Here is a 22,967-nt window from a genome sequence, read left to right as displayed (position 1 = left end):
CTAAATCACTACATTATCCGATCACTACATCCGCATTCCTTTCAGTTCATAATTTGTACTCCTTCCTCCTGCCGCTTCTTTTTGTAGTATTCCTTTGTCAATTAAATCGTTAATATCCCTAACAGCCGAATCTTTGGAGCATTTTGCAATCTTAGCCCATTTTGAAGAGGTAAGTTTTCCATCAAATCCGTCCATCAGCTTATTCAATAATTTCCGCTGACGGTCATTCATTACTGTGTCAATGTGTTTTTGCCAAAAGTCTGCCTTAAATAACACCCTTGTCAAAACAGAATCCGTTGCTTTTAAAGCATTAATCAAGCAATTTAAAAACCAGATAATCCATGTGGTTATATTTAAATCTCCTTTTTGGGTTTTCTCTAATATATTATAATACCCTTTTCTTTCTAATCGAATCTGAGCGGACATACTATAAAAGCGTTGGTTACTTTTATCAGACCGGGCTAAAAGCATATCTGTCAATGCTCTTGCTATCCTTCCGTTTCCATCTTCAAAGGGGTGAATTGTCACAAACCATAAGTGGGCAATAGCAGCTTTAATAACCAAATCAACTTTACTAGTATTAAACCAATCTATCAATCGAGTCATTTCTTTCTCTACCAAATCAGAGTCAGGTGCCTGAAAATGTACTTTTTCTTTTCCCAATGCTCCAGATACAACCTGCATTGGTCCGGTAGTATCCTTTCTCCAGTCTGCTACTGTGATCTTGTACATTCCACTTCGTCCTGTCGGAAATAATGCAGCATGCCAATCAAAAAGTCTTTCTGTCGTTATAGGATCAAAGCATTTTTGAGTTGCGTCAAGCATCATTTCAACGACTCCTTCTACATTCCGGTCAGATTCAACTGCACCCGCGATTTCCATTCCTAATCTACGAGCAATTGATGATCGCACTTGGTCTGGGTTAAGAAATTCACCTTCAATTTCCGATGATTTCAATACATCCAGTGTTAAGGTATCAAGTAGGGCCTCATTTCTCAAATCAAAACCCAATGTTTCCATTTTCCCAATAAGTCTGCCTTGTAAATTTCTTGCCTCACTAAGCAAATCCAAGAAATCATTACTATTCCAAGTAAATGCTGGCCAATTGTCTTTTTGATGTATAAAAGCTTTCATTCGATGCATCATTTGCAACGAAAATAATTTTTATTTGTCGCAAATCAAATTAATCGTTGCAAATATTGCATTAAATACCTTCGTTATTCATTGCATGGTCCTTTCTTTTGCTTGCTGGGTAGCGTAGTGCCTGATAGCCTACTTTAATGATAATAAGAAGAAGCGGACCATCAGCCCCCCCCTTCATCAAAGCGTATACTAACAATTGCAGGTCAAGACCTACCTTATTATTATCTTACCACCTTACCTAATGCTTCTAATAGCTGTGGGTTTTCATCCAACCCAATCTTGGCAACGGCATAGAACTCACTCATCCAGTCGTCTATCTTTGCAAATGCGGCATCTTTGATTTTTGTGGCATCTTGTGATTCTCCTTTTTCTCTCAAATAGTTAGAACGAGCTACTTCTATGTCTGAGATCATTGCCTTTGCCGCATTTAGATCATCCACTGAAATCTTGAGCCTTGCGAGTTTGCCCTGGATAAGACTGTCTGTCGAGGCAATGCCATAGTACTTTTTAACTGCTTCTAACCACCGCATATAGGCTCGTGGCTTTGCTCCGGAAACAGCCAATTCCTCTGCGGTTACGGGGTCTTTCCGGAAAATAACTTTTGCTTTCTTCCGATGCATGCTAAAAACATCTTCCAGTTGTTCCTTTTTGCTTGAAAAATCAGCATAGGCTGCTGTTCTCTCATCATCTTCGGTTTGGTTTAACTCGTAGGCTTGTCTGGTTTCGTTTAGAATGGCGCGGCCTTCGCTAATCGCTGCTGCATCATAACCTAACTCAGCCATGATCGCGGCGATTTTCGGTTGAGATTCGGCATTATCTAATGCAATCCTGTACTGCTCTAAAACTCCGGCTTCTGAATATTTGGGTTTACTGGCCATATAAATTGAATTTAAAGGTTTATAAAATTGTATGAAATCCTCATTCAAAACCAAACCCTCACCCGATCACCAAATCACTACATCACCAAATCACTTCATCACCCGATCACTTACATCTGCATTCCTACAACCTACAATTGCATCCCTACCACTTACATGGCTGTTCCTACGACTTACATTTGTGTTCCTACCGCTTACATGGCTGTTCCTACGACCTGCATTTGTATTCCTACTGCTTACATTTCCATCCCTACAGGCTACAATTCAACCCCTACCGCTTACAAGCCTATCCCTTCCCATCACAACTCCCTAATTTATAGAAGACATGGCTATAACTATGAATATAATAAATTTTTATGAAATCAAAAAATTGGGGAGGCCATTCGTCGTTGTAGGTCTAGTTTTCAACATCGTCTTAATTTTCCATTGAAGTTTACCCTGAACATTTCTCAGGGTTCAATTATGCATTCAGACTAGGCTGTCCCAGCCGTCAGAATGCTTAGTTATTAGGGTATGAATTTTTTATATTTTATAGACTTCATTAATCCTTAGTTCTCGGGGTATTATCATAAATAACCCAACTATTAAGTCAATGGTATTCACTAAAAGGAGAGAAGTTAAAATAAGGAGTAAAGCAGATTTTGCCCAGATACACATGGGTAAGAGATAAAGGTATAAAGCTCCAATCATTATAGCGATATAGATAACTAAATTCACAATGATCCAAGTAAAATGAACAGGAAGTCTTCTTTGATTTTGTTCAGTTAGAAAGTACATTTCAGGAAATATTCTCTCTTGAAAATCACTGAACAAGTTCATTATTTCTATCAGAACTTTGCTGTCGTCAATTTTTCTTCCTTTAATCTTGGCATACTGCTCCTTCATTTTATTGAGATAATAGGAAGAAGTATTATCAAATGTCAAATCTTGCTTGTATTCATCGCAGAAAGCCCAAAAGAAACCGCAATATTCAATGAATCGACCTATTTCACTGAGACTATAATTTTTAAGTTTATTGAAGCTTTTATAAAACTCAAAATCGGATTCTTCGTTGTTCAGTAAGCCTCTTAATGCCATGTATGCTTGAGGTGCAAGTTCGCCATCCAATTCCTTAGTTAGTTTGTCGTAATCTTCCCATTTCTGTGACCTAAACTGTTCAACTGTTAAGTCCGTGTACTTTTTGTCCAGATTTTGCTTTGCTTTTGGTGCGAATTTCCAGAACTCGTAATCGCCCATTATTCGGTGAGCAATTTTTCTAAGAGCCATGACTTTTTTTGAATATTCATCAATATTCGCTTTTCGTTGAACCCTGTCTTGTCTCTCAGCAAAGAGTTTCGAGAAGAAAAATGTTACAAGAATTGCGATAGTAATAGAAGTAATAGAGACAATTAAATTAATCAAATCATTGGCATGTTCTAAGGTCAATCGTACTCCATTAAGTGACCAAATCACTATTATGGTTAATACTAAATAGATAATATACTTGAATACTGTTGTCTTCATTTTTTTATATGTCCAAACGTTCCGACTAAAAAGCGTTGCCATTCCCCAGAGTGGCTATTATTTTTAGCCATTGTTAGCAGCTTTTTTTATTTTGGTAAATGATATAATTGGATTGCTAGTTTTAATTCTCGGTTCTTATCTCCATTTATATGAAATCGATAGTTATACCAATTCTCGTCTGACTTATCTATAAATCCTAAGTAATTTTCATGCTCCTTGGTAGAATTCCCCACTTTTTCAAGGATAGAGGTAAAGTCTTTTTGACGAACAAACATCACAACTGAAGCCTTAGTATCTCTCCATGTCAAGTAATTCAACAGTTGTGAAATTGTCTTCAGATACCCTTTTTCTCCACTCCAAAATTTACATTCAGCTATAAAAATTACTGAACTATCATATCTTAATTGAATGTCTGTTTTTCCTGATTTATTGAAAGTTTCTCCGCTTGCACTTCCTAATTCAAAATTTGGGTCAAGAGTCATAAGAATATGATCTCTCAAATCTTCCTCTTCTTTTCCCTTGTACACACTTGGCATTCTTTCAAAGTTCTTACCGACATCATTAATTAATTTTAAAATATGTCGATAGTTGTTGTCGTCAAGTGTTGGCTCAGGATTAAATCCTTTTTCTAAAACCGATGGCTTTATAGAGAGCTTTTCCTTAAATCTTGGTTGTGGTACTGAAAATGTCTCGGAAATATTGGATTTCTTCTTTAAAGGAACACCTAAAGATGACATTAAATCATTTTTAGCCAAAAGCTTTTGTTTCCTTTGAGTTAGAAACGATTTTGTATTTGAAGCAAGTGAATTATTGAAGCTTATTATGTCGTTACTAAGAGTTTCATAATTCCGATGAACCCCTCTTACTTCACTGTCAAAATCTTGCTTTATTTTTTTGGGGTCATTGTGGAAGTTAATGAACTCAGCAACGATTGTGTTTCCCTTTATGTGAAAGTTTCCTCCTCCACCAAGAGATATTGAGGAAGCAGGACAATTAGATAACAAATCGGCATCTCCTTCTACTGGTATTATAAACTGAATTACTTCCTTTTTGTACTTTTTTCCTTCATAGACATGAAAAGACATTGGAAAGTACTCAGATGGAATATCCTCTTCGTAACTGTCGGCATAAACGTCCTCGAACATAATTTCAGGTACGCCCATTGAATATTGTTCAGTTAGATGATTAACATATTCAGTTTCATTCACATTCAGAATATAGTCTTCCGTCTCATTTTCAACAGTTCTTTTTATGCTGGTTAAAGCTGATTCAAACTTGTCTGAGATTCTTCCTGAACTAAATATTCTCGAACGACTATTATATCTGTACATTTTGGTTATTCAAATTGCTGCTAACGCCCAACTATCATCCGTAAGCTGGACTTTTCAAATATCTACTAAAGTATCACATCACACCAGCCTTTGCAAATAGCTCAGTTAGCTTATGGATGATAGTGTTTGTTACCCACATTTGATTTTTTCGTTGAGTTGCCAATTGTCACTTACTATCTTAAACAGACATGGTGTTGATCTTTTCCATTGAGTAGAGAAGCAGTGATCATCTGTTACATCTGTTTCATCTAGCTGACATATTGCATAGAATGAGCACATTGGAGCTGACTCGTTTAATTCCAATACTCTATCCAGTACAATACTTTGCCCCATTAAATCTAACAACTCATTAGCTATTTGTTCTTGAGTGCTGTCTAAGATCTCTGGGGGAAAATACTGATAGCCATCTATAGTTCTAATGTATGGAATACCATAGAAATCTATTAGTCCATGTAAACCAGCAACCCCAGAGTCATCGTAAAGCGTTTCGAGCAAGGGGCAAATACCTTCGTTAACAGACCACTTAACATTATCTAGCAATTTGTTGAAGTGATTCAATTCCGCATAAATCGAGTTAGATAAAGCTGTTCTAAATTCTTCTATTGAAGAAAGTATAAATTCTCTAATAGAAATTTCTTTTGATTGATAGATTACTTTGTGTTCAGAGAGTAGTTTTTCGTAGAGAGCTTTTCCAGAAATATCAGATTGTTCATTCAGAAGTGTCTCATAGAGAGTTAAGCCAGAGTTTTGAGAATTCAAGGCAATTAAACAAGCCGAAATCAACTTTCGCTTATCCTCAGCCATTTTTGGGTTTAAGTGTTCACAAAGAATTTCAACAGCTAGATATGGAAAAGTATCATGTTTTACTTCTGGGTCATATAAAGACTGGATTAAATGAGCCATTCCTTCCTTCACACAAAGGTTACCTACGAGAACTGACTTTACTAATTTCCCATTGTAGTAAAGTTGAAGGCATGGAATCTTACTCGTTCCACGCTTTTTTAAAGACACCTTCACCTCGTCAAAACCAACTGTTAATGTTTCTTTAGTTCCATAATATTGATCAAATAACTGTTTCCCTCTTTTGAGGTTCTCAGTAAAATCTATATCCACATTTTTCAATGGTAGTTCAAATGCAGAGTTTTTAGCAATGTGGGATTTAAGTTCATACAAGTAGCGGAAGTAAAATACACTATTCCTAAGCCCAAAAATTGTTGTTATATTTTGAAGATAGTGGACGTATTCGTGAGCGAAGGTGCCTAGATCTGGAGTTGATAAATTGTTCAAATCAGGATCATACCGCCCGTTTATATACAGGGCAAAAAAATGAGGTTTATAAAAACCTCGAAGCTCATATTCGTTCTGGTTTATCATTGTGGGTAACATTTGTATATAAACAATTCTACCAAAAAAGTTACGTATATACCCACTATACCCCCAACTCCTTCGGCTTATTTCTCCCCTTAAATTAATAATTTAGGCCAACCAAACCATTGCAAATACTATATTTTAATGGAATTTATTAAAAATGGTCAGAAAAGGGACATAAATGGACATTGCTTGCACCAAAAAACAGAATATACTTAGGTTTACGCTTTTCTCCCTTCCTTAATATAAAAGCAATAAGCCCAACAACACTTCCTCAGCCTATTTAACCCAAAATATGCAATAGACCTTCTATTACGTGATGAAATCACTTCAAAATCAGTCACTTCGTTGCTATTTTCGACTTCACCATAGCGATGTTATGACTCAGTCTCCAAATAGCCTGATTTTCTTGTGATTACACCACTCATAACGAATCCTATTGCATAATCCGGGTTTAAAAAAATACAATCCCCCGTCCACCCAAATTCCTTTCACCATTTAAAAGGCCTATAAAGTGCTCCCTACGATTCAATTAGATACCCTTCGGCAGGCTCAGGGTTCAGGGTTATTTCAGCCGGCCGGGTGCCTGTCTATTGCCAGTCGTGTTTTATTTTAATCCCAAATCTCAGGTCTATTGATATTCATTGCTCGTAAATAGGACAGGAATTGTCCGGCATGAACGGATTCATGGTAGCCAATCCGCAATAAATATTTCCCAAGGATTTTCTTTTCTCCATTTCCGGGGTGAAGGATTTCAGTTTCGTTTAATGCTGTATCCGAAAATTCCCGGACACTTTCTAAAAATGCTTGTCTATGGGGTTTGGCAAATTCAAGTTCGTCAGTAAGGCTAACTATTGGTCGGTTTTTCCAAGGGGTTTGATAATTTGCCATACTTCCCTTATTGATAATGATGTTCCACCCATAATCGGCCTCTAAAACATGCCTAATCATTTCTATAGCTGACATTGCTTTTTCGTCAGGCTTCCAATGGTAATGGCTAGCAGGAAGACTTTTCCATAGTTTTATGCTTTTTCTCCTTATTTCAGTAAAGTTCAAAATTAAAAGTTCGGACTGCGTCATTTTCTTTATTTCAAGGATATCAGTTTACATGGCTATTCCTCTATTTTTTCCATCAGTAATTGCTTTACAAATTCCCATTCTTCTTTGAATGCTGTTAACTGTAATTTTAAATCCTCAAGGGAACTCTCCTCGGTATCATTTCCTATTTTGGCAGCGATATCAGCCAAAAGATTACAGCGAATGGCCATCATTGAACCTTTTATTGAATGCGCAATTTGTCTAATGGTTTTAATGTCCTTATTCTCAAACGCTTGGTTGAGTTGGTTGATTTTATCCGGCATATCACCCAATAACATGGAGATTAAAAGTTGCGCACTCTTCATGTCTCCTCCAAGGCTACCTAACAGTTCGCTGTATCCGAAATGAGCTTCATTTGTAGCCGCTGCCTCATTCCTATTTGTATTGGCTTTTTTTCCCTGCTCAATGAATTTATTCAGCACCAATTCAATTTTATGTACCTCTAACGGTTTTGTCAGGAATTCATCCATTCCTGCAGCCAAACACTTCTCTTTTTCCTCCTTGAGTGCTCCTGCTGTAAGTGCAATAACCGGTACATGGTTGCCGGAATTAGACTCTATGGCTCTAATTTCCTTGGTGGCTTCAATGCCATCAAGTTCAGGCATCTGTATGTCCATGAAGATTATATCAGGACCTATCTTCTTGAATCGTTCCACAGCCATCATGCCGTCCTTTGCTTCGTAAATTTCACAATTGGGCATCAGTTGGAGCAGCAAAGTCTTGCTTAGCACCATGTTCAAGGGGTTGTCTTCAGCAATGATAATTTTTATCTTTTCTTTAGAATCAATTGCATTCGTTATTACTTCGGTTTCTAGCTGTGGGCTGGTTTTTAAATCTTGATTTAAATTAGAAAGATATATAAATAGATCATGGCTTTTGACAGGTTTGGTTAACCGAAAGCGAATCCCAATTTCCACACATTTTTGATGTATTGCTTCATCCTGCGCGGAGGAGTAAAGCAGAATTACCGGCTGTCTCTCAGGACTTAAGTTCAACTTTTCCTTCATGATGCGAATGGTTTCCAGGCCATTAATATAGGGCATATTATAATCGCAAATGATTACATCATAAGGCGACGCCGTTTCCAGTACTTGTAGTGCCTGGAATCCATTTTCGCACATATCTGATTCAATCTGCCACTGATTGAGCATTTGTTGCAAAATAACTCGATTGTTGGCATTGTCATCAATAATCAAACAGCGATTTACGCCTGCAATCTGTTTGTTATCTGGTTTTTCTCCTTCTTCAAAAAGAGTAGTAACCTCAAAATAGAAGGTTGTTCCCACATCAGGTTCGCTATCAATGTGGATTTTGCTTCCCATTTTTTCCGCAATCATTTGCGAAATGACAAGCCCTAAACCGGTACCTCCAAATTTACGCGTTGTGGAGCTATCTGCTTGGGAGAATGACTTGAAAAGCTTGGCTTTTTGTTCTTCGTTAATGCCAATACCTGTATCTTTTACAGCAATTTTAAGGGTACCTTGATGGCCATGGAGTGGAAAAAAACCTACTTTAACGACCACTTCCCCTTTTTGGGTAAACTTGACAGCATTGCTTAATAGGTTGGCCAGAATCTGCTGGGTGCGAATGGGATCTACATGAGCAAAACGAGGCATGGAAGGGTCAATATCCATTAATAATTCCAGCTCCTTTTCTGCTGCCGAGAATTTGACTATATCGATGCAATTTTCGAAAAGCGCGATCATATCGGTCTTCATCTCATCCAGCTCCAACATGCCTGCTTCTATCTTAGAAAAATCAAGAATATCATTGATAATCCCCAGAAGGGCATGGCCTGAGACATTGGCACTATGGACATATTGCTGCTGTACGGGGCTAAGTGGCGTCTTGGTAAGTAAGTCGGTGAAGCCAATTACCCCATTGAGAGGGGTACGGATTTCGTGGCTCATATTGGCAAGAAACTCTGATTTGGCTTTACTGGCAATTTCTGCTTGTTCCTTAGCTATTTTCTGCTCTTCTTCCGCATTTTTCTGAGGGGTAATGTCAACATTGGTCCCTATCCAGCGATAGGGTTGACCCTCTTTGTTCCGAAGAGTTTTACCCCGCGTCATGATCCAATGCCAGCTGCCATTTTTGTGAAGACAGCGATGTATTATTTCATATTTTGGAGTGATGCCATTCAAATGATCCGATACAGATTTTTCAATTGATGCGACATCATCAGGATGCCATAGTCTTTGCCATCCCTCAAAGGAATTTTCTATTTCCGAGTCTTCATACCCAAGCATGGCTTTCCATTGCTTGGAGAAAACCACCTTATTATTTATCATGTCCCAATCCCAGATCCCTGCTTCGGTGCCATCTATGGCCACTGAAAAACGCAATTCGCTTTCTGCCTTCTCTACGTCTCCTTTTTTGCGTTCGGTAATGTTTTTATGCGTGCCTACAACCCGTGTCGCTTCTCCACTTTCGTTTCTTTCAACTACTTTTGCTCTGTTCAATATCCACAGGTACTCCCCTTCCTTGTTCCTAAATCTGTATTCATGGCTAAAGGTGTCTCCATTTTCTGATGATTGAGTAACTTTATTGATTTCTGCAAATACCCATTCAATATCATCAGGGTGCAATCTGTCCGACCATTCGCTTGCTAGGGATGCAAGCTCGCCCACTTTATACCCCAACATTTCCACCCAGGCCTTAGAAAAGACAGTAACACCATCCATAGGGGTCCAATCCCAGATCCCGTCACCCGAAGCATCCATCGCATAATTCAATCGCTTTGTGAGTGCTTCTTTTTCCAATTCAATGTTCTTTCTTTCCGTTATATCCTGTGCTACTCCCCTTAATCCTATAATTTCCTTGCTTTCACTGCGTATGGCTTCCCCCCGAACCCACATCCATCCCTGGCTTCCATCTATTTTAATGGTACTTAGTTCTAATTCATAAGGAACCCCTTGGTCTTTGGTTAAGGCCAAGGAAGAAGTAAGTTGCTCCCAACTTTCAGCTGAAAATAACTTCATGTGTTCGGTATAAGGAGGAGGAGGTAGCGTAGGGTCAAAGCCATAAATTTCATAAAGCTCCTCTGACCAAACTACCTCATTGGTTTTTAGATCCAGTTCCCAACTACCTAGCTTGGAAACATGTTGGGTGTTGCGAAGTAGATCGGTACTCTTTTGAAACTTTAATTCGCTGTTTTTTATTTCTGTAATATTTTGGTGAGCCCCCAACATTCTTACTGGTTTGCCATGCTTATCTCTAATCGCTAAGCCACGGCACCTAATCCATACAGTAGAGCCATTTTTGTGCGTGTAGCGTAACGTTTGGTCGTAAGGATAGTTTGGGTTTTCGAAATGTCTGGTAATGCTTTCCGTAGCAATTTTTAAATCATCAGGATGAATAATGTCTTTCCAAGCCGAAGTTTTATGTGGCATTTCATTGTGGTTGTACCCCAAAACCTCCCAAAATTTTGCATTCATCCATTCTTCTTCAGGATTATCCAAATCCCAATACCACATGCCATCCATACAAGATTCTTGAATGAAATCAAAAATTCGCTCATCTGATTTTATGAGTTCGTAGAGTTCTTGTTTGAGGTAATTTGTTTCCATCAATCCGCTTTTAATACTGTTTAAAAAATTCCAAAAGCATTTATTATTAGCAATTTTTTAGGTGATAAGTTGCCTACTTTCGAATTAATTACCAAGCTCTTTCAACTTGTTTTTTTGTTAAAATTAGGGAATTCAGACAAAGATTGCATTGGAAACACTAATATATTAATGTTAACCGTGAAAAATGTGAAAATGTTTGTAAAAATAGGTCGTTATTCGCCAAATAAGCACAACCTTGTGTTTATCCATTATTGGTTTGAATTTTCATAAGCGATGGGTAGTAAAATCAACCTTTGGCCCTTCATATAAAAAGCCACCAAGATTAACTCTTGGCGGCCTTCACTTGGTGATAATTCAGTAGAAATTGTAATTACTTATCGCCTTAGTTTTAATTGGCTGTATCCCACCATACATGCGTGATGTAATTATCAGCTCCTTGGCTGCTAACTGCTGCGTTGTAATTTTCAACGTTGAGTACAGGCTCATTGTCTGGGTACCTTAGCCTGCCGGGGAACAAGCCCCCCGTTTCATTGTCAGGGTAGTTGATAGGCGTCAAGACAGGGTAACCGGATCTTCTGACATTGGAAAAGGCTTCATAGCCATTCAGGAAGGTAGCTGCCCAGTACTGAGTATTGATTTGCTCCAGGGCTGCTTCCACATTTGAGGTGCCTGCAAATGGATGGGCGGCCAAATAAGTAGCGATTTCCTGATCTGTAATGGTCGCTGACTGGTCGTATTGCTGAAGCATTTTCATGGCTTCTGAAACACCCGTTTCGTAATAGCTGCCAGCATCTCCACTTATCCAACCTCTCAGGGCAGCTTCTGCCATCATGTACTGCACTTCCGCATTAGTAATGAACATCCTTGGCCCATCCAACTTGGCATATACGGACCTGTTTACACCGGAATATTGGTGTTCCTGACCTGCACTGTTTGGATTATAGCTAGGATCGGCTTCTAAGGTTTGTCTGTCCAAGCCATTGGGCAAGCCTTTTTGAATGGCCGGATCGGTGTTTTTAGTAGCTACATTCGTAGGATCAGTATATACGGCTACGGTATGCTTTAAACGAGGGTCATTGTTGTCATTTAAGAAATTAAAGAAGGTAGCGGCAATTTTCCCGGGGCTTCTTGTGCCCACACTTATGGTCCAGCTCATGCCATTGGCCAGGTCAGCGGAGGTGCCTGTGGCATCTGTTCCACTGATCAAAAGGTTGTCTTCGTTGTCAGTAAAAACACCACCTGCTACGGCTTTTTTAACCCAAGTCTCAGCGGTGGATGGCTCCACTTTAGACAGTCGCATGCCTAGTCTCAGCATCATGGAATTTCCCAGTTTTTTCCACTTGGCAATGTCACCCTCATAGGCGATGTCTGCTGCTGAGAAATTGTCTTTAGTCGCATCCAATTTGCTAACGGCATCCTCAAGCTCACTCAACATGTCCAGGTAAATGTCCTTTTGGGCATCGTACTTGGGCTTATAGATTTGGTCATAATACCCTCTGCTGGATTCAAAATAAGGGATATCGCCATACATATCAGTGAGTCTGTGGTAAATGATGGTTCTCCATATTCTTGCCATCTGCCGGAGGTTATTAAATTCTTCATCCCCTTCCGTTTGGAAGATAATGTCCTCAATTAGCTTGGCGGTATTCCCATACGTAGCATTCCAAAGTGCCTCATTATTTCCCTTATGGTACACATATTTATCTCCATGGTAATCAAATATCCCCACATTACTCAGGGAAGCCATTTGCTGCACAAAGCAGGTTCCATAATACAAGCTGGTATTGTGATCCCCCTGTGCGCTGCGCAGTTGTGCGGTGGTCAACAGAAAGGAGGGGTTAAATTGTTCGGCTGTTACTGCATTTGGATCTTTATTGAGCTCTTCAAACCCCTGGTCGCAAGATGCCAGGACCAAGAGACAAAATAATAGTGCGTTTCTTAACAGATTATTTTTCATGATGATTCGGTCTATTATTGACATTAAGATTAGAACTTAAGGTTTACATTCACACCTAAACTCCTTGTAGGAGGCAAGGCACTCGATTCAACACCCTGGCTGTTTCCTGGATACAGGTTGTTTTCAGGATCTATGCCCGGTGAATGACTCATTAGTATTAGAAGGTTTCTTCCTACCAAAGAAATGCTTCCACCTTTTACGAATCCTAACTTGTTGTAAAATGATGCTGGTGGGCTGTAACTCAAGGAAATATTCCTCAATTTGATAAAGCTTGCATCATACAGGTAATCATCAAGTGCATCTCTGCGCCTTACAATAATGGCCCTGTTGTTTACCCTGTCGGCAGTTACCAATACTTCATTGACTTCCCCATTTTCATTTACACCTGGCAATACTGCTCCGTTTTCTCTACCCAGTAGTGATCCGTAAGACATGCCTCGGTGTTCCAGGTCATAGTTGGTTTGGGAATAAATGCTCCCCCCAAATTTACCATCTACCAAAACGTTTAAATTGAAGGACTTGTACCTGAAATTATTGATCAGTCCTCCTGTCCATCTGTGCACACCTGTACCAAAAGGAACCACTCCAGCAGGAACGATAGGAAGTCCTGTGGCATCGATAATGTCCCTGCCTTCGTCATCTCTCAGAATGGTTCGCCCTACTATCTGGGAATACTCCATTCCTTCTATGTGTTTGATAAAGGCTTTCGTAGTGGTCGCCAAAATCAACTCATTGGAAGTATCCGAAATCTTCAATACTTTACTCTTATTGTAAGCAAGGTTACCGGTGATGTCCCACTCAAAATCATTTGTGATCACAGGCTTGCCAGTAAGCAAAAACTCAACGCCTCTGTTTCTGATACTCCCGACATTTACAGATACTCCTGAATAACCACTGGTAGTAGAAATACTTTCCACGGCAATGTCATTGGTGGTCAACTTATTGTACACCGCAAAGTCCAATCCCAGCCTATTGTCCAAAACCCTAATGTCTAAGCCAGCTTCGTATTCATCCACATTAAGGGGTTGAAGCAGGTTATTGGGCACGGTTTCCTGATTGATGATACCTAATGGTTTACCATTGTAATTATAATTCAATAAGCCATAGGTCAGGTTTAACCCATAAGGATCTGTGTCACCACCTACGGAGGCATAGGCCACACGGAATTTACTGAAGCTAATGGCTCTTGGCAGGTCGATGGCATCAGAAAGCACAAAACTCACTCCTGCAGAAGGATAGAAGAAGTTGTTTGAATTGGGATTAAGGGTAGAAAACCAATCATTTCTCCCGGTCAGATTGAGGTAAAGGTAGTTCCTAAAGCTCAATTCCATGGTACCGAAAACCGAGTTGATTTCCTTGTCATAGTTTTGTGTGGAAGTATTTCTGATAGAGGTATTGTTGACCACATGCAATTGGGGAACAACAAATCCCAAACCTGAAATATTCGTGGTGTACCTGTGTTGGGACATTAAGTTACCTCCCAAATTCACCGCCAGGTTAAAGTCTTCATTCACATCTTTGTTGATGCCAATAAGCCCTTCAAAATTTCGCTCCCAGAAATTTATTACCCTCTGGTCGATTTGTCCATTTGCACGGAATCCTGTACCATCCGGTATGATATTGTCTCCTTTAAAGGTATAATAATCCTGCCCTGCTCTACCCTGCACAAACAACCATGGAAGCACATCCCAACGTGCAGTTACCCCAGTAATAAACCTGTCTTTCTGGGTTTTGTTGCTCATTCTATTGATAACATAATAAGGATTGGTAGCATTGAGGTCTGTTCCAAGTACCTTTTCGCTATAATCCTCATTGTAGCCCGGCGCCAATGCACTTGTTGGCATATTGGTGTTTACAAAAAGGATGGTTCCGCCAGCACTTCCCTGAGTTCCTCTATTGACGTACCTGTTGTTTACATTTTCTGTAATGTAATCTACATTGGCAGAAATGGTAAGGTTTTTAGCGGCCTTTTGGGTAAGCCCTAAGCTGATATTGTTCCTCTCCATCCCTGAGTTAGGGATAATACCAGTGTTTTTCAAGTTGGTAATCCCCAAACGGAAAGACCCATTTTCACCTCCACCGGAAAATGAGATATTGTTACTAGAAGTACTACCTGTTTGGTAAAAATCATCCAATACCTGGTCTTTCACGTAAGAATAAGGACGCGATACGCCATCAAGTTGAATGACTTGAGAGCCATCAAAAGGTGCTCCCCAGTGATTTTGTCCGTGGTTGGCAGCATCTTGCTGGCTGGCAGGTTTTACGCCACCATATCCCTGACCGTATTGGTCCTGGATTTCCCATAGATAATAAGGGACATCAAAAGTATTGTGACTAGTAATTTCAACTCCGAGGCCTTTCTTACCAGCGCCGGATTTTGTGGTGATTACAATCGCACCATTTTTTGCTCGTGAACCATACAATGCAGCAGCTGTAGCTCCCTTTAGCACCGTGATCTCTGCAATATCGTCTGGGTTAATGCTGGAAATATTGTCCCCCCAATCAGGATTCGCGCCAGATGGACTACCAAATTGAGTATTGTCCATAGGCATACCATTTATTACATACAGAGGTTGGTTGTCTCCAGATATGGAAGTATTTCCTCTAATGGTTACTCTTGAAGAGTTTCCCGGCCCAGAACCTACGCCTGTAACGTTTACACCAGCCACTTTACCTACCAAAGAGTTGGCGAAGTTGGTTTCCCTAGCCTTGGAAAAACTTTCTCCATCTATTCTGGTAACCGAATAGCCAAGTGCTTTTACTTCTTTCCTTATACCCAAGGCGGTCACAACCACCTCATCAAGTGCTTTGGAATCCTCCTGAAGGGTAATTGAAATCATAGAACTGTTGCCTACAGCTACTTCCTGAGTGAGGAACCCTATATAGGAAAAAACCAACACATCATTGCTCTCCACACCATCTAGCGTAAAACCGCCGTCTAGGTCAGTGACTGTTCCTCGGTTTTTGCCTTTAATTAAGATGGTAACCCCCACAAGTGATTCCCCACTGGCGCTAACTACTTTACCCGAAATATTGGCAAACAATTTACCTTGATTAAGAATTGATCGCGGCGCTAAGACCGCTTGTTTATTAAATGCTTTTTCTTCTTCCTTAATAAGCTTATCCAAATGCTTGGACATGCTGCGGAGAGATTTTAAGCCTTCCTCATCATTTTTATAGATAATTAAAAACTGCTCATTGATCAGCTTAAAAGTAAGCGAGGTCTTCTTCAGCACCGAACCTACAGCATCTTCTACATTTACTGCATTCTTGTCATATTCCACCTTTATGCCACTGACCAAAGCCTTGTCAAAGGTAAAATAAACGTCAAAATCCCGGCTGATCTTATCGATCGCCTCAAGGAGGTACATCTCCTCCCTTTCTTTTAGGTCAAATGCATTTACGTCCATTACAGACAATAAACTCATGGCCCACAGGCCAAATAAGCCTAGCCTCCATTTTAATTGTTTCATAATCTATTTCAGTTATTTAGGGTAATTATTTGTTATATTATAAGTGTTTGATTTCTACTACATCATCATTCTCTATAAATTCTATGTCCAATGACAAGGACAAAACCTGCTTTACCGTATCCCAATCGGAAAAAGGTACGCCCAGGTAAAGGTCTATGTCCAATAGTGCTTCATTCTCACAGACAAAGGTTTTCCCATAAATATTGGTAAGCTTCACCAGCACCTCAGCCAGTTTCATGTCTTTGAAATTGAGAATTCCATTTTTCCAGGAGGCTGAATTGATCAAAGAGGTATTGGTTTCTTTTGCTATTTCCTTGGTTTCTGGGTCTACCTGTACTTTGTCTCCCGGAACCATTTTTATCACCTCAATTTCAGGATCTTTTAAATGAACATTGAGACGTCCTTCATCCAGGTAAATGGCTACTTTTTCACTTCTGTTGTCCACATTAAAGGAGGTGCCAATAACTTCCAGAGAGACTTCACCCGTTTCCACCACAAATGGAATTTTGCCAGGAAGCGACTGTATATCAAAAAATGCCTCGCCGGTCAATACAATTTGTCGCTTGCCCTTTGCCTCCCATGCTTTATCCCAGGTGATGCTAGAGTTGGCATTTAACTTGATCTCACTCCCATCAGGCAGCGTTAATTCCTTTACCTCTCCAAACTCCGTATGGTACTCTTCAAAACCTGTAGCACCGTTTTGCAGAAAGGCGAACCAAGAGGTAAATCCTACAACCATTAAAATGGCAGCGGCTATCCCCCAATAAGTGAAATGCTTGGTTGACTTCTTTGCAGCTGAGGCTGCTGTGGTTACTCCATTTTCACCCTCATAATCATGCTCCCATAATTTATCCATTTCCTTATCTAATGCTGCCAACGAATCGTCACTGTCAAGCAGGCTTAGGAATTTTTCGTATTCCGCTCTTGAAAGGGAACCATCAATATATTTTTTAAATAATTCTTCGAATTTATTTTTCACAGGTAAAGCTTTAATTGACAACATAGGTATTCCATTCAACCTCTTTTCGACATTGTCAAGGGGTAAATCGGTAGCGAAATGGACAGTCCATTTCTACTTTTTCATATAAGTTCAACCTGAATTAGACATTTTATTGCATAATCCAGGTTGAATTACGATTTCAGGCATCTCCTTCTCAAATGGCCTTAGTCAATAAATTCACAATCGTAAAGAAGACGTCACATGGATAGAAACAGACCAGTGGAAAAGAAATATTTTTAGAAAAAAGTAGATTATTTGGTATTTTAAGGAAAAGAAGACGTAATGGCCTACCGTTAAAACATTTAAAATCACTTCTGTTTTTGTTTTTGCTTTTTTTTAATAAATTAGCCATTCGTATCTCCTCTCAAATATTTATATAGTCCTTGTTCAATCTATAGCCCAATATTTATTATTAAATATGAACAATGGAAAATAGGATGAAGATCTTAAGGAATAAGGTTTATTTCTTTATTTTAAAACTTGTCAAAGACCCCACCCTCGCAGAGGACATCACCCAAGATATCATCCTGAAAGCCTGGGAGCGTAAGGATAAAATTCTAGGCATGGAAAATGCAGACTTTTATGTTTTCAAAATGGCTAAAAATGCCGTGATGGATCATTTTAAAAAGCTTGCCAAGGAGAAATCTTTGCAAGAGGCTGTTTGGATGCGTATGGAAAAATCCGAAAACAAAACTGAAAGCCCGATTTACGAGCGGGAAACGTTACAACGCCTTGACCTTATTATCAAAGCACTTCCCCAAAGGCAACAGGAAGTGTTTAATTTGCACCATTCGGAAGAGTTGTCCCTTCTGGAGATTTCTCAGGAGCTAAACATTGCTCCCAACACTGCAAAGAATCATCTTTTTAGGGCGTTAAAGGTTATCAGATCTCAAATGAAACCGGAGTTATTGACCATAATATTAGGGGCCATTGGCCAATTGTATTTTTAGGTAAGGCCTTATAAAGACCTTTATTAATTATCAATTTAAGCGCTTTACCAGCTAATGAACGCTATTTAGACATGGCATTTAACCTACCCCTTAATTCATTTTCGCTTGCCATTATTGCCCATGGCGATAATGATGGTAAAGTCTTATAACTCCCAAAATCCCATAGGGGTGACATTTTTGTAGCCAAGGCTGTGAAGCCTTGGTCAAGACAATAGGAACGACCCGATTTTGGCGGTATTGTTGCTTTTTTTTCTGCAACAATGCTGACAAAATCATTTAATGAGTATTTCCGAAACCACGCTTACACCTCTACCTGTAATATCACCCCTACATCTTTTATGATTTAAAGGCCTAGCCTACTGGTTACCCTTATTTCTTCCTGTTCATTTTTGTCTTGACACAAAAACGAACAAAAAAAGTGAAGGCTGTCAAATCTTATTTCAAATGATGGGTAATTGTTCAAAGAACGGATTTCGTTTAGGTAACCATCATTTGATTTTTGAATCAGGATTCCGGGCTAAAAATAAGTGGATCTCCTTGTGGGAGCTAACTCATTTTTTTAACACCCTCCATCCTGCTCCAAAAACCATAAGCTTTGAAGGCCGATAATACCTAATAGGTTATGCTTTCAAGAAAACCTACGATTACCGATGCGGAAATTTCTCAATCATAGACGATAAAGTGAAACGAACCTCAAAAACACCGTAGGTGTGGCATTTTTGTAGCCAAGGCTGTCAAGCCTTGGTAAAAGCAAGTCGGACAACTCGATTTTGGCGGTATTGTTACTTTTTTTTCTGCAACAATGCTGACAAAATCATTTAACTAATCCAATAACCCAGGATTTCCCAATTTCCCCACAAACAAAAGCGCTCCACTGCTATTCTCCTGAATAAAAAAGACAAAAGGCTTGTCCAGACTGAATACCCTTGGCTGAGAAGGGCCGACACTAGTAAACACAACTTCCACCACCGTGGCAGCAGCAGCTTCGGTACCTTCTTCATTCACTTCAATAACCGCCTCGTGAATCACCCTACTGATCGCCATTGGTGCGGTTGGATTTACAAAGAGCTTACTGAAATTTAAAGGGCTGGACATAAATGGTTTTACCAATCCCAAGGCCTGTAGTTCTTCTTTTAAATTGTCTATTCTATACCCCATCTTAAACTTGGGCATCTTTAAGATAAAATTCGTGGTATCTGCATTGGCCCTAAATTGCTCCAGGTCATCCAAAGTAAAAGCCTCCAGCTTACTGTCCAAGGCGAAATCATCGGAAATAATTACTCCCATGGTATATTGACCGGAACTATAAGGTATCTCCAGGTATTCCAAGTCCCCCTCTTTTAAATAGCGAAGCCCAGCAGGGGAAGACATTTCCATCATGTCTACGGTCACTTCCTGACCGGGCGAGGTATAAAAAGGTGCTTTCTTTGTGTTATCAGCATCAAAACGGTACTTCCAATCCGCTTTAAAATAGATGGCATTGACCAGGTACATGACTGCTTCCGGGGAAACCGCGTCAAGCATGTCTTTGATCATTCCATTGGTATTGTTTTCGATCCATTGATTAATTATATCCTTGGATTGTGGATTGGACATGTCCAGGCTTGCAATCTCTGCGCTGTAACTGTCCCTGACATCATCAGCAAAAGTAGTGTTTACCTCCAAACCCTGTTTGTACCAGATGGCATTGGCGATAGACAACCTCACTTTGGGATCAAGTTCCAATAAATAATTGGTCAAGGACTTTGCTGCTTGATTCGCTTCTTCCAATTCCATCCCCTCAAAGCGCAACACCCGCATAAATTCTGCTTCAATCTCGTTTTCATTGCCATTCATGGCCATGGCGAGTGCCTGATGCACACTGTAGGGACTGAAAAACTGGTTGACATCTTCCTTCTTCTGAAGTTCATGAAACAAATCAAAGGCGAATTGTGAACTACTCAAAACCATCTCTTGCTCCTGAACCTGCAAAGGCCGAATATTGGGTGTAAGGTCGATTTCCTCATCTTCACCCCAGTTGCAAGCGGTAAATGCCAATAAACAGAACAAAGCAGTAGTTATTTTCATGGTCTTCGGGATTGATTTAACACCTATACGGGAAGAGAAGGGCAAGTGCTACAAGCTTCTCAATAAAAAGTGTTAAAACTAATTTGCATTATTAAAATTTAATTAGAAGATTAAGCCCTTCATTAGCATTAAACCCAACCTTAACCATGGAAAGAAGACAATTTTTAAAGATTGGTGGCCTGAGCTCTGTCGCCTTATTTTCCGGAATTCCTTTTTCAAGTCACGCACGTTCCGATTTCAAAATCAAAAAAATCCGTTATTATGCAGCTCCCGGATACAACAAGCCGCTTTTTAACCAGGCCAGGGGCATTGTGGAAATAGAAACCGATTCCGGATTGATTGGGATTGGTGAAGGAGGCACTCCCGACATGGTGAAACAATGTGCGGAAATGCTTATCGGCGAAGATCCATTCAGAATCGAACACCTTTGGCAATACCTGTATCGAGGCATGTTTTACCCTCCCGGCCGTGAGAAGCTTCATGGAGTTGGGGCCATTGAAATGGCTTTATGGGACCTTAAAGGAAAAGCTTTAGGAGTTCCCGTTTACGAATTATTGGGTGGGAAAACGCGGAATTATGTAGAATGCTATGCCACAGGTTTTCGCAAGAGCAAAGCCACCACCATGGAAGGCCAGGCGCAGGACTGCCTTGAAGCCGGGCTAAGGTGTTACCGAATAGGCCCTACGGGCGGAAATGGAGATTTACCCTTTGATTTTTATGAGCACAGCAAGAAAACCATTGAAATGTGTCAAAGACTAGACAAGGCAGTTGGTGGAAGTGGCAATTGGGCAGTTGACCTTCACACGCGTTTTGACACCACTGAGGCCATAAAAATCTGTGATGCGCTAGAAGAGCTGGAACCCTATTTTGTTGAGGACATCATCCGATCTGAAAATCCCGAGGTTTACAAAACCATAAGAAACATGACCAAAGTCCCCATTGCCGTGGGAGAACAATTTGGAGACCGTTGGGACAGCAATGTGCTGATGGAAAATCACCTGATCGATTACAGTCGGGTTACCCTGCCCAATACCGGAGGGATTTCCGAATTAAAGAAAATAATAGCCATAGGAGAAACCCATTATGTAGGCATCATCCCCCATTTTACCGGACCCCTGTCTACAGCTGCACTTGTACATGTACTGGGTTCTTCCAGTCCTACCCGCTGCATGATAGAGCTGGCAGGAGGAGAACCTGAGAAACCCAGCTATTTTAATGAGGATTTTATAGATTTCAGGGAGGGTAAAATTCATTTGAATGACCGCCCGGGACTAGGTGTGACTTTCTCACCGGAAAAAGCATCTTTATTGTTTGAGGTAACTAAAAACACCGAATTTACCCATCCCTACCTTAAAAGCCCTGATGGCGCCATACACAATTGGTAGTGGGTGTCTTAAGTAATCTAAGAAGTTAAGATTTTGGCGGTATTGTTGCTTTTTTTACGCAACAATGCTGACAAAATGACTTTGCAAATACACACCAAACTGAAAATCCTCGATGATTTTTAGAAGTAGTAACGAACAAGCGATTTCATGGGGATTGTTTTTTTATTCAGCTATTCTATTTTTCAAATCCATTCTTTCGTGTAAGATCCTGATAATTTCAATTCTTTCGGGATTAATTATTTGATAGAAAATTAAATGCTTTCCAGATTTTATTCCAAGAAGATTTCTATTTATTCCTTCATATTCTTTTCCCATGTTTGGATTATCAGCGATTCCATTACACACCATTTTTATCGCTGCGTAATACTTGTCCGCTTGCGTTTCAGACCAGATTTCGGAAGTGTAAAACCAAATATTATTTAAATCGTCGATGGCTTCTTGTCTAAATACAACCTTAGCCATTTTTTCTTTTTTCGGCTTTCAAATTTTTAAGATTCTCATCGAAATCAAAGTCTTCAACAATTGGACTATTTAATCCTTGTTGAATTGCATTTCTTAAAGCTATTTCTTTGCTTTCCTCATTCTCCAATAATCGAAGGCCAGCTCTGATTACCTCGCTTACGTTTTTATACCGTCCGGCAGAAACTTGGCTACTTACAAATTGGTCAAAATAATTCCCGAGTGATATCGAAGTGTTTTTACCCATAATTTCTAATTTTCACACTAAAATACCAATTATTGGTAATTTCCCCAAATCACACCAACTGATTTTTTAAATACAAATTTTGCTGAAGATTTGTCTTATAGACAAACAGCTACCCCTTTTTTAACGCTTTTAGAGAAATAAATTTTACCGCTTAATATGATTTAAAGGCTTAGCCTACTGGTTACCCTTGTTTCTTCCTTTTCATTTTTGTCTTGATCCAAAAACGAACCAAAAAGATCAAGGCTGTATGTAAATCTTAACGCAAAATGAATCACTCCCTGGCTAAACAAAAAAAACTCGGCCGAAAAGGCCTCAAACAGTTTTTTGTTTTTAACGCCATTGAGCAATCCATTTTACTAATTTCCATAAGGCCAGAAAAAAGTGAAATAGAGTTGAACAAGCTTTACCAGCTAAAGAAAGTTAATTATACTTGGCATTTAACCTAGCATTGAACTCATTTTTGCTTGACAATACTCCCTATGGTAATATTGATGGCAAATCTTAACCAACCCAAAAAACCCATAGGGGTGACACTTTTG

At 39.6% G+C, this 22,967-nt stretch carries 16 protein-coding genes; 3 read left to right on the top strand and 13 right to left on the bottom strand.

The genetic code is table 11. The annotated features are described in order from the left end of the window. Window positions 1-24 precede the first annotated feature (24 nt). Both AAC073_RS23530 and AAC073_RS23525 read right to left on the bottom strand, forming a co-directional pair. Window positions 25-1,134, bottom strand: coding sequence for a Fic family protein (locus AAC073_RS23530; RefSeq protein WP_339926234.1), 1,110 nt, complete (start codon window positions 1,132-1,134; stop codon window positions 25-27). Window positions 1,135-1,364: 230 nt separating this feature from the next. Beyond that, window positions 1,365-2,021, bottom strand: coding sequence for a hypothetical protein (locus AAC073_RS23525; RefSeq protein WP_339926233.1), 657 nt, complete (start codon window positions 2,019-2,021; stop codon window positions 1,365-1,367). Window positions 2,022-2,048: 27 nt separating this feature from the next. On the opposite strand from AAC073_RS23525, the gene AAC073_RS23520 reads away from it, so the two are divergent. Next, on the top strand, window positions 2,049-2,381 hold the full coding sequence (locus AAC073_RS23520) for a hypothetical protein (protein WP_339926232.1): 333 nt from the start codon (window positions 2,049-2,051) through the stop codon (window positions 2,379-2,381). A 162-nt stretch (window positions 2,382-2,543) separates the two neighbouring features. On the opposite strand, the gene AAC073_RS23515 is transcribed toward AAC073_RS23520, so the two are convergent. From AAC073_RS23515 to AAC073_RS23480, 8 genes are all read right to left on the bottom strand, one after another. After that, window positions 2,544-3,524, bottom strand: a complete 981-nt coding sequence (locus tag AAC073_RS23515; RefSeq protein ID WP_339926231.1) for a hypothetical protein — start codon at window positions 3,522-3,524, stop codon at window positions 2,544-2,546. Window positions 3,525-3,610: 86 nt separating this feature from the next. Further along, a complete protein-coding gene (locus AAC073_RS23510; protein ID WP_339926230.1) occupies window positions 3,611-4,855 on the bottom strand; it encodes a hypothetical protein in 1,245 nt (414 codons plus the stop codon). Window positions 4,856-4,984: 129 nt separating this feature from the next. Then, window positions 4,985-6,229: a hypothetical protein gene (locus AAC073_RS23505; RefSeq protein WP_339926229.1), complete on the bottom strand. Its 1,245-nt coding sequence runs from the start codon at window positions 6,227-6,229 to the stop codon at window positions 4,985-4,987. 606 nt (window positions 6,230-6,835) lie between these two features. Then, the gene (locus tag AAC073_RS23500; RefSeq protein WP_339926228.1) at window positions 6,836-7,303 is read right to left on the bottom strand and encodes a DinB family protein; all 468 of its coding nucleotides are present in this window, start codon (window positions 7,301-7,303) and stop codon (window positions 6,836-6,838) included. Between the two features lie 32 nt (window positions 7,304-7,335). Continuing rightward, window positions 7,336-10,890: a PAS domain-containing protein gene (locus AAC073_RS23495; protein ID WP_339926227.1), complete on the bottom strand. Its 3,555-nt coding sequence runs from the start codon at window positions 10,888-10,890 to the stop codon at window positions 7,336-7,338. Between the two features lie 388 nt (window positions 10,891-11,278). Continuing rightward, window positions 11,279-12,847, bottom strand: coding sequence for a SusD/RagB family nutrient-binding outer membrane lipoprotein (locus tag AAC073_RS23490; RefSeq protein ID WP_339926226.1), 1,569 nt, complete (start codon window positions 12,845-12,847; stop codon window positions 11,279-11,281). A 29-nt stretch (window positions 12,848-12,876) separates the two neighbouring features. After that, the gene (locus tag AAC073_RS23485; RefSeq protein WP_339926225.1) at window positions 12,877-16,320 is read right to left on the bottom strand and encodes a SusC/RagA family TonB-linked outer membrane protein; all 3,444 of its coding nucleotides are present in this window, start codon (window positions 16,318-16,320) and stop codon (window positions 12,877-12,879) included. A gap of 37 nt (window positions 16,321-16,357) precedes the next feature. After that, window positions 16,358-17,299 (bottom strand): FecR domain-containing protein, encoded by a 942-nt coding sequence (locus tag AAC073_RS23480; protein ID WP_339926224.1) that lies wholly within the window; start codon window positions 17,297-17,299, stop codon window positions 16,358-16,360. A gap of 446 nt (window positions 17,300-17,745) precedes the next feature. Between AAC073_RS23480 and AAC073_RS23475 the strand changes: the two genes are divergently transcribed. After that, a complete protein-coding gene (locus AAC073_RS23475) occupies window positions 17,746-18,270 on the top strand; it encodes a sigma-70 family RNA polymerase sigma factor (RefSeq protein ID WP_339926223.1) in 525 nt (174 codons plus the stop codon). 822 nt (window positions 18,271-19,092) lie between these two features. Here the strand turns inward: AAC073_RS23475 and AAC073_RS23470 are convergent. Then, window positions 19,093-20,337, bottom strand: coding sequence for a serpin family protein (locus tag AAC073_RS23470; protein ID WP_339926222.1), 1,245 nt, complete (start codon window positions 20,335-20,337; stop codon window positions 19,093-19,095). 146 nt (window positions 20,338-20,483) lie between these two features. Between AAC073_RS23470 and AAC073_RS23465 the strand changes: the two genes are divergently transcribed. Next, the gene (locus AAC073_RS23465; RefSeq protein WP_339926221.1) at window positions 20,484-21,722 is read left to right on the top strand and encodes a mandelate racemase/muconate lactonizing enzyme family protein; all 1,239 of its coding nucleotides are present in this window, start codon (window positions 20,484-20,486) and stop codon (window positions 21,720-21,722) included. Between the two features lie 162 nt (window positions 21,723-21,884). Here the strand turns inward: AAC073_RS23465 and AAC073_RS23460 are convergent, their stop codons facing one another. Together AAC073_RS23460 and AAC073_RS23455 are read right to left on the bottom strand one after the other, a co-directional pair. Continuing rightward, window positions 21,885-22,184 carry a type II toxin-antitoxin system RelE/ParE family toxin gene (locus AAC073_RS23460; protein ID WP_339926220.1) on the bottom strand — a complete coding sequence of 100 codons (300 nt, stop codon included), beginning with the start codon at window positions 22,182-22,184 and terminating at the stop codon, window positions 21,885-21,887. Continuing rightward, window positions 22,177-22,428 (bottom strand): type II toxin-antitoxin system ParD family antitoxin, encoded by a 252-nt coding sequence (locus tag AAC073_RS23455; RefSeq protein WP_339926219.1) that lies wholly within the window; start codon window positions 22,426-22,428, stop codon window positions 22,177-22,179. The genes AAC073_RS23460 and AAC073_RS23455 overlap by 8 nt, the downstream gene beginning before the upstream one ends. Window positions 22,429-22,967: the final 539 nt, after the last annotated feature.

It is taken from the genome of uncultured Cyclobacterium sp. (genome assembly GCF_963977555.1).
In the GTDB taxonomy this organism is placed as follows: domain Bacteria; phylum Bacteroidota; class Bacteroidia; order Cytophagales; family Cyclobacteriaceae; genus Cyclobacterium.
Note: the sequence above shows the minus strand (reverse complement) of the source record. Positions and strands in the feature narration are given on the sequence as shown.

Bases quoted from the DNA above. Each gene is read 5' to 3' on its own strand.
- AAC073_RS23495 (WP_339926227.1), bottom strand. From the start codon at position 10,890: ATGGAAACAAATTACCTCAAACAAGAACTCTACGAACTCATAAAATCA.
- AAC073_RS23490 (WP_339926226.1), bottom strand. From the start codon at position 12,847: ATGAAAAATAATCTGTTAAGAAACGCACTATTATTTTGTCTCTTGGTC.
- AAC073_RS23465 (WP_339926221.1), top strand. From the start codon at position 20,484: ATGGAAAGAAGACAATTTTTAAAGATTGGTGGCCTGAGCTCTGTCGCC.
- AAC073_RS23515 (WP_339926231.1), bottom strand. From the start codon at position 3,524: ATGAAGACAACAGTATTCAAGTATATTATCTATTTAGTATTAACCATA.
- AAC073_RS23525 (WP_339926233.1), bottom strand. From the start codon at position 2,021: ATGGCCAGTAAACCCAAATATTCAGAAGCCGGAGTTTTAGAGCAGTAC.
- AAC073_RS23485 (WP_339926225.1), bottom strand. From the start codon at position 16,320: ATGAAACAATTAAAATGGAGGCTAGGCTTATTTGGCCTGTGGGCCATG.
- AAC073_RS23460 (WP_339926220.1), bottom strand. From the start codon at position 22,184: ATGGCTAAGGTTGTATTTAGACAAGAAGCCATCGACGATTTAAATAAT.
- AAC073_RS23455 (WP_339926219.1), bottom strand. From the start codon at position 22,428: ATGGGTAAAAACACTTCGATATCACTCGGGAATTATTTTGACCAATTT.
- AAC073_RS23475 (WP_339926223.1), top strand. From the start codon at position 17,746: ATGGAAAATAGGATGAAGATCTTAAGGAATAAGGTTTATTTCTTTATT.
- AAC073_RS23510 (WP_339926230.1), bottom strand. From the start codon at position 4,855: ATGTACAGATATAATAGTCGTTCGAGAATATTTAGTTCAGGAAGAATC.
- AAC073_RS23505 (WP_339926229.1), bottom strand. From the start codon at position 6,229: ATGATAAACCAGAACGAATATGAGCTTCGAGGTTTTTATAAACCTCAT.
- AAC073_RS23500 (WP_339926228.1), bottom strand. From the start codon at position 7,303: ATGACGCAGTCCGAACTTTTAATTTTGAACTTTACTGAAATAAGGAGA.
- AAC073_RS23530 (WP_339926234.1), bottom strand. From the start codon at position 1,134: ATGAAAGCTTTTATACATCAAAAAGACAATTGGCCAGCATTTACTTGG.
- AAC073_RS23470 (WP_339926222.1), bottom strand. From the start codon at position 20,337: ATGAAAATAACTACTGCTTTGTTCTGTTTATTGGCATTTACCGCTTGC.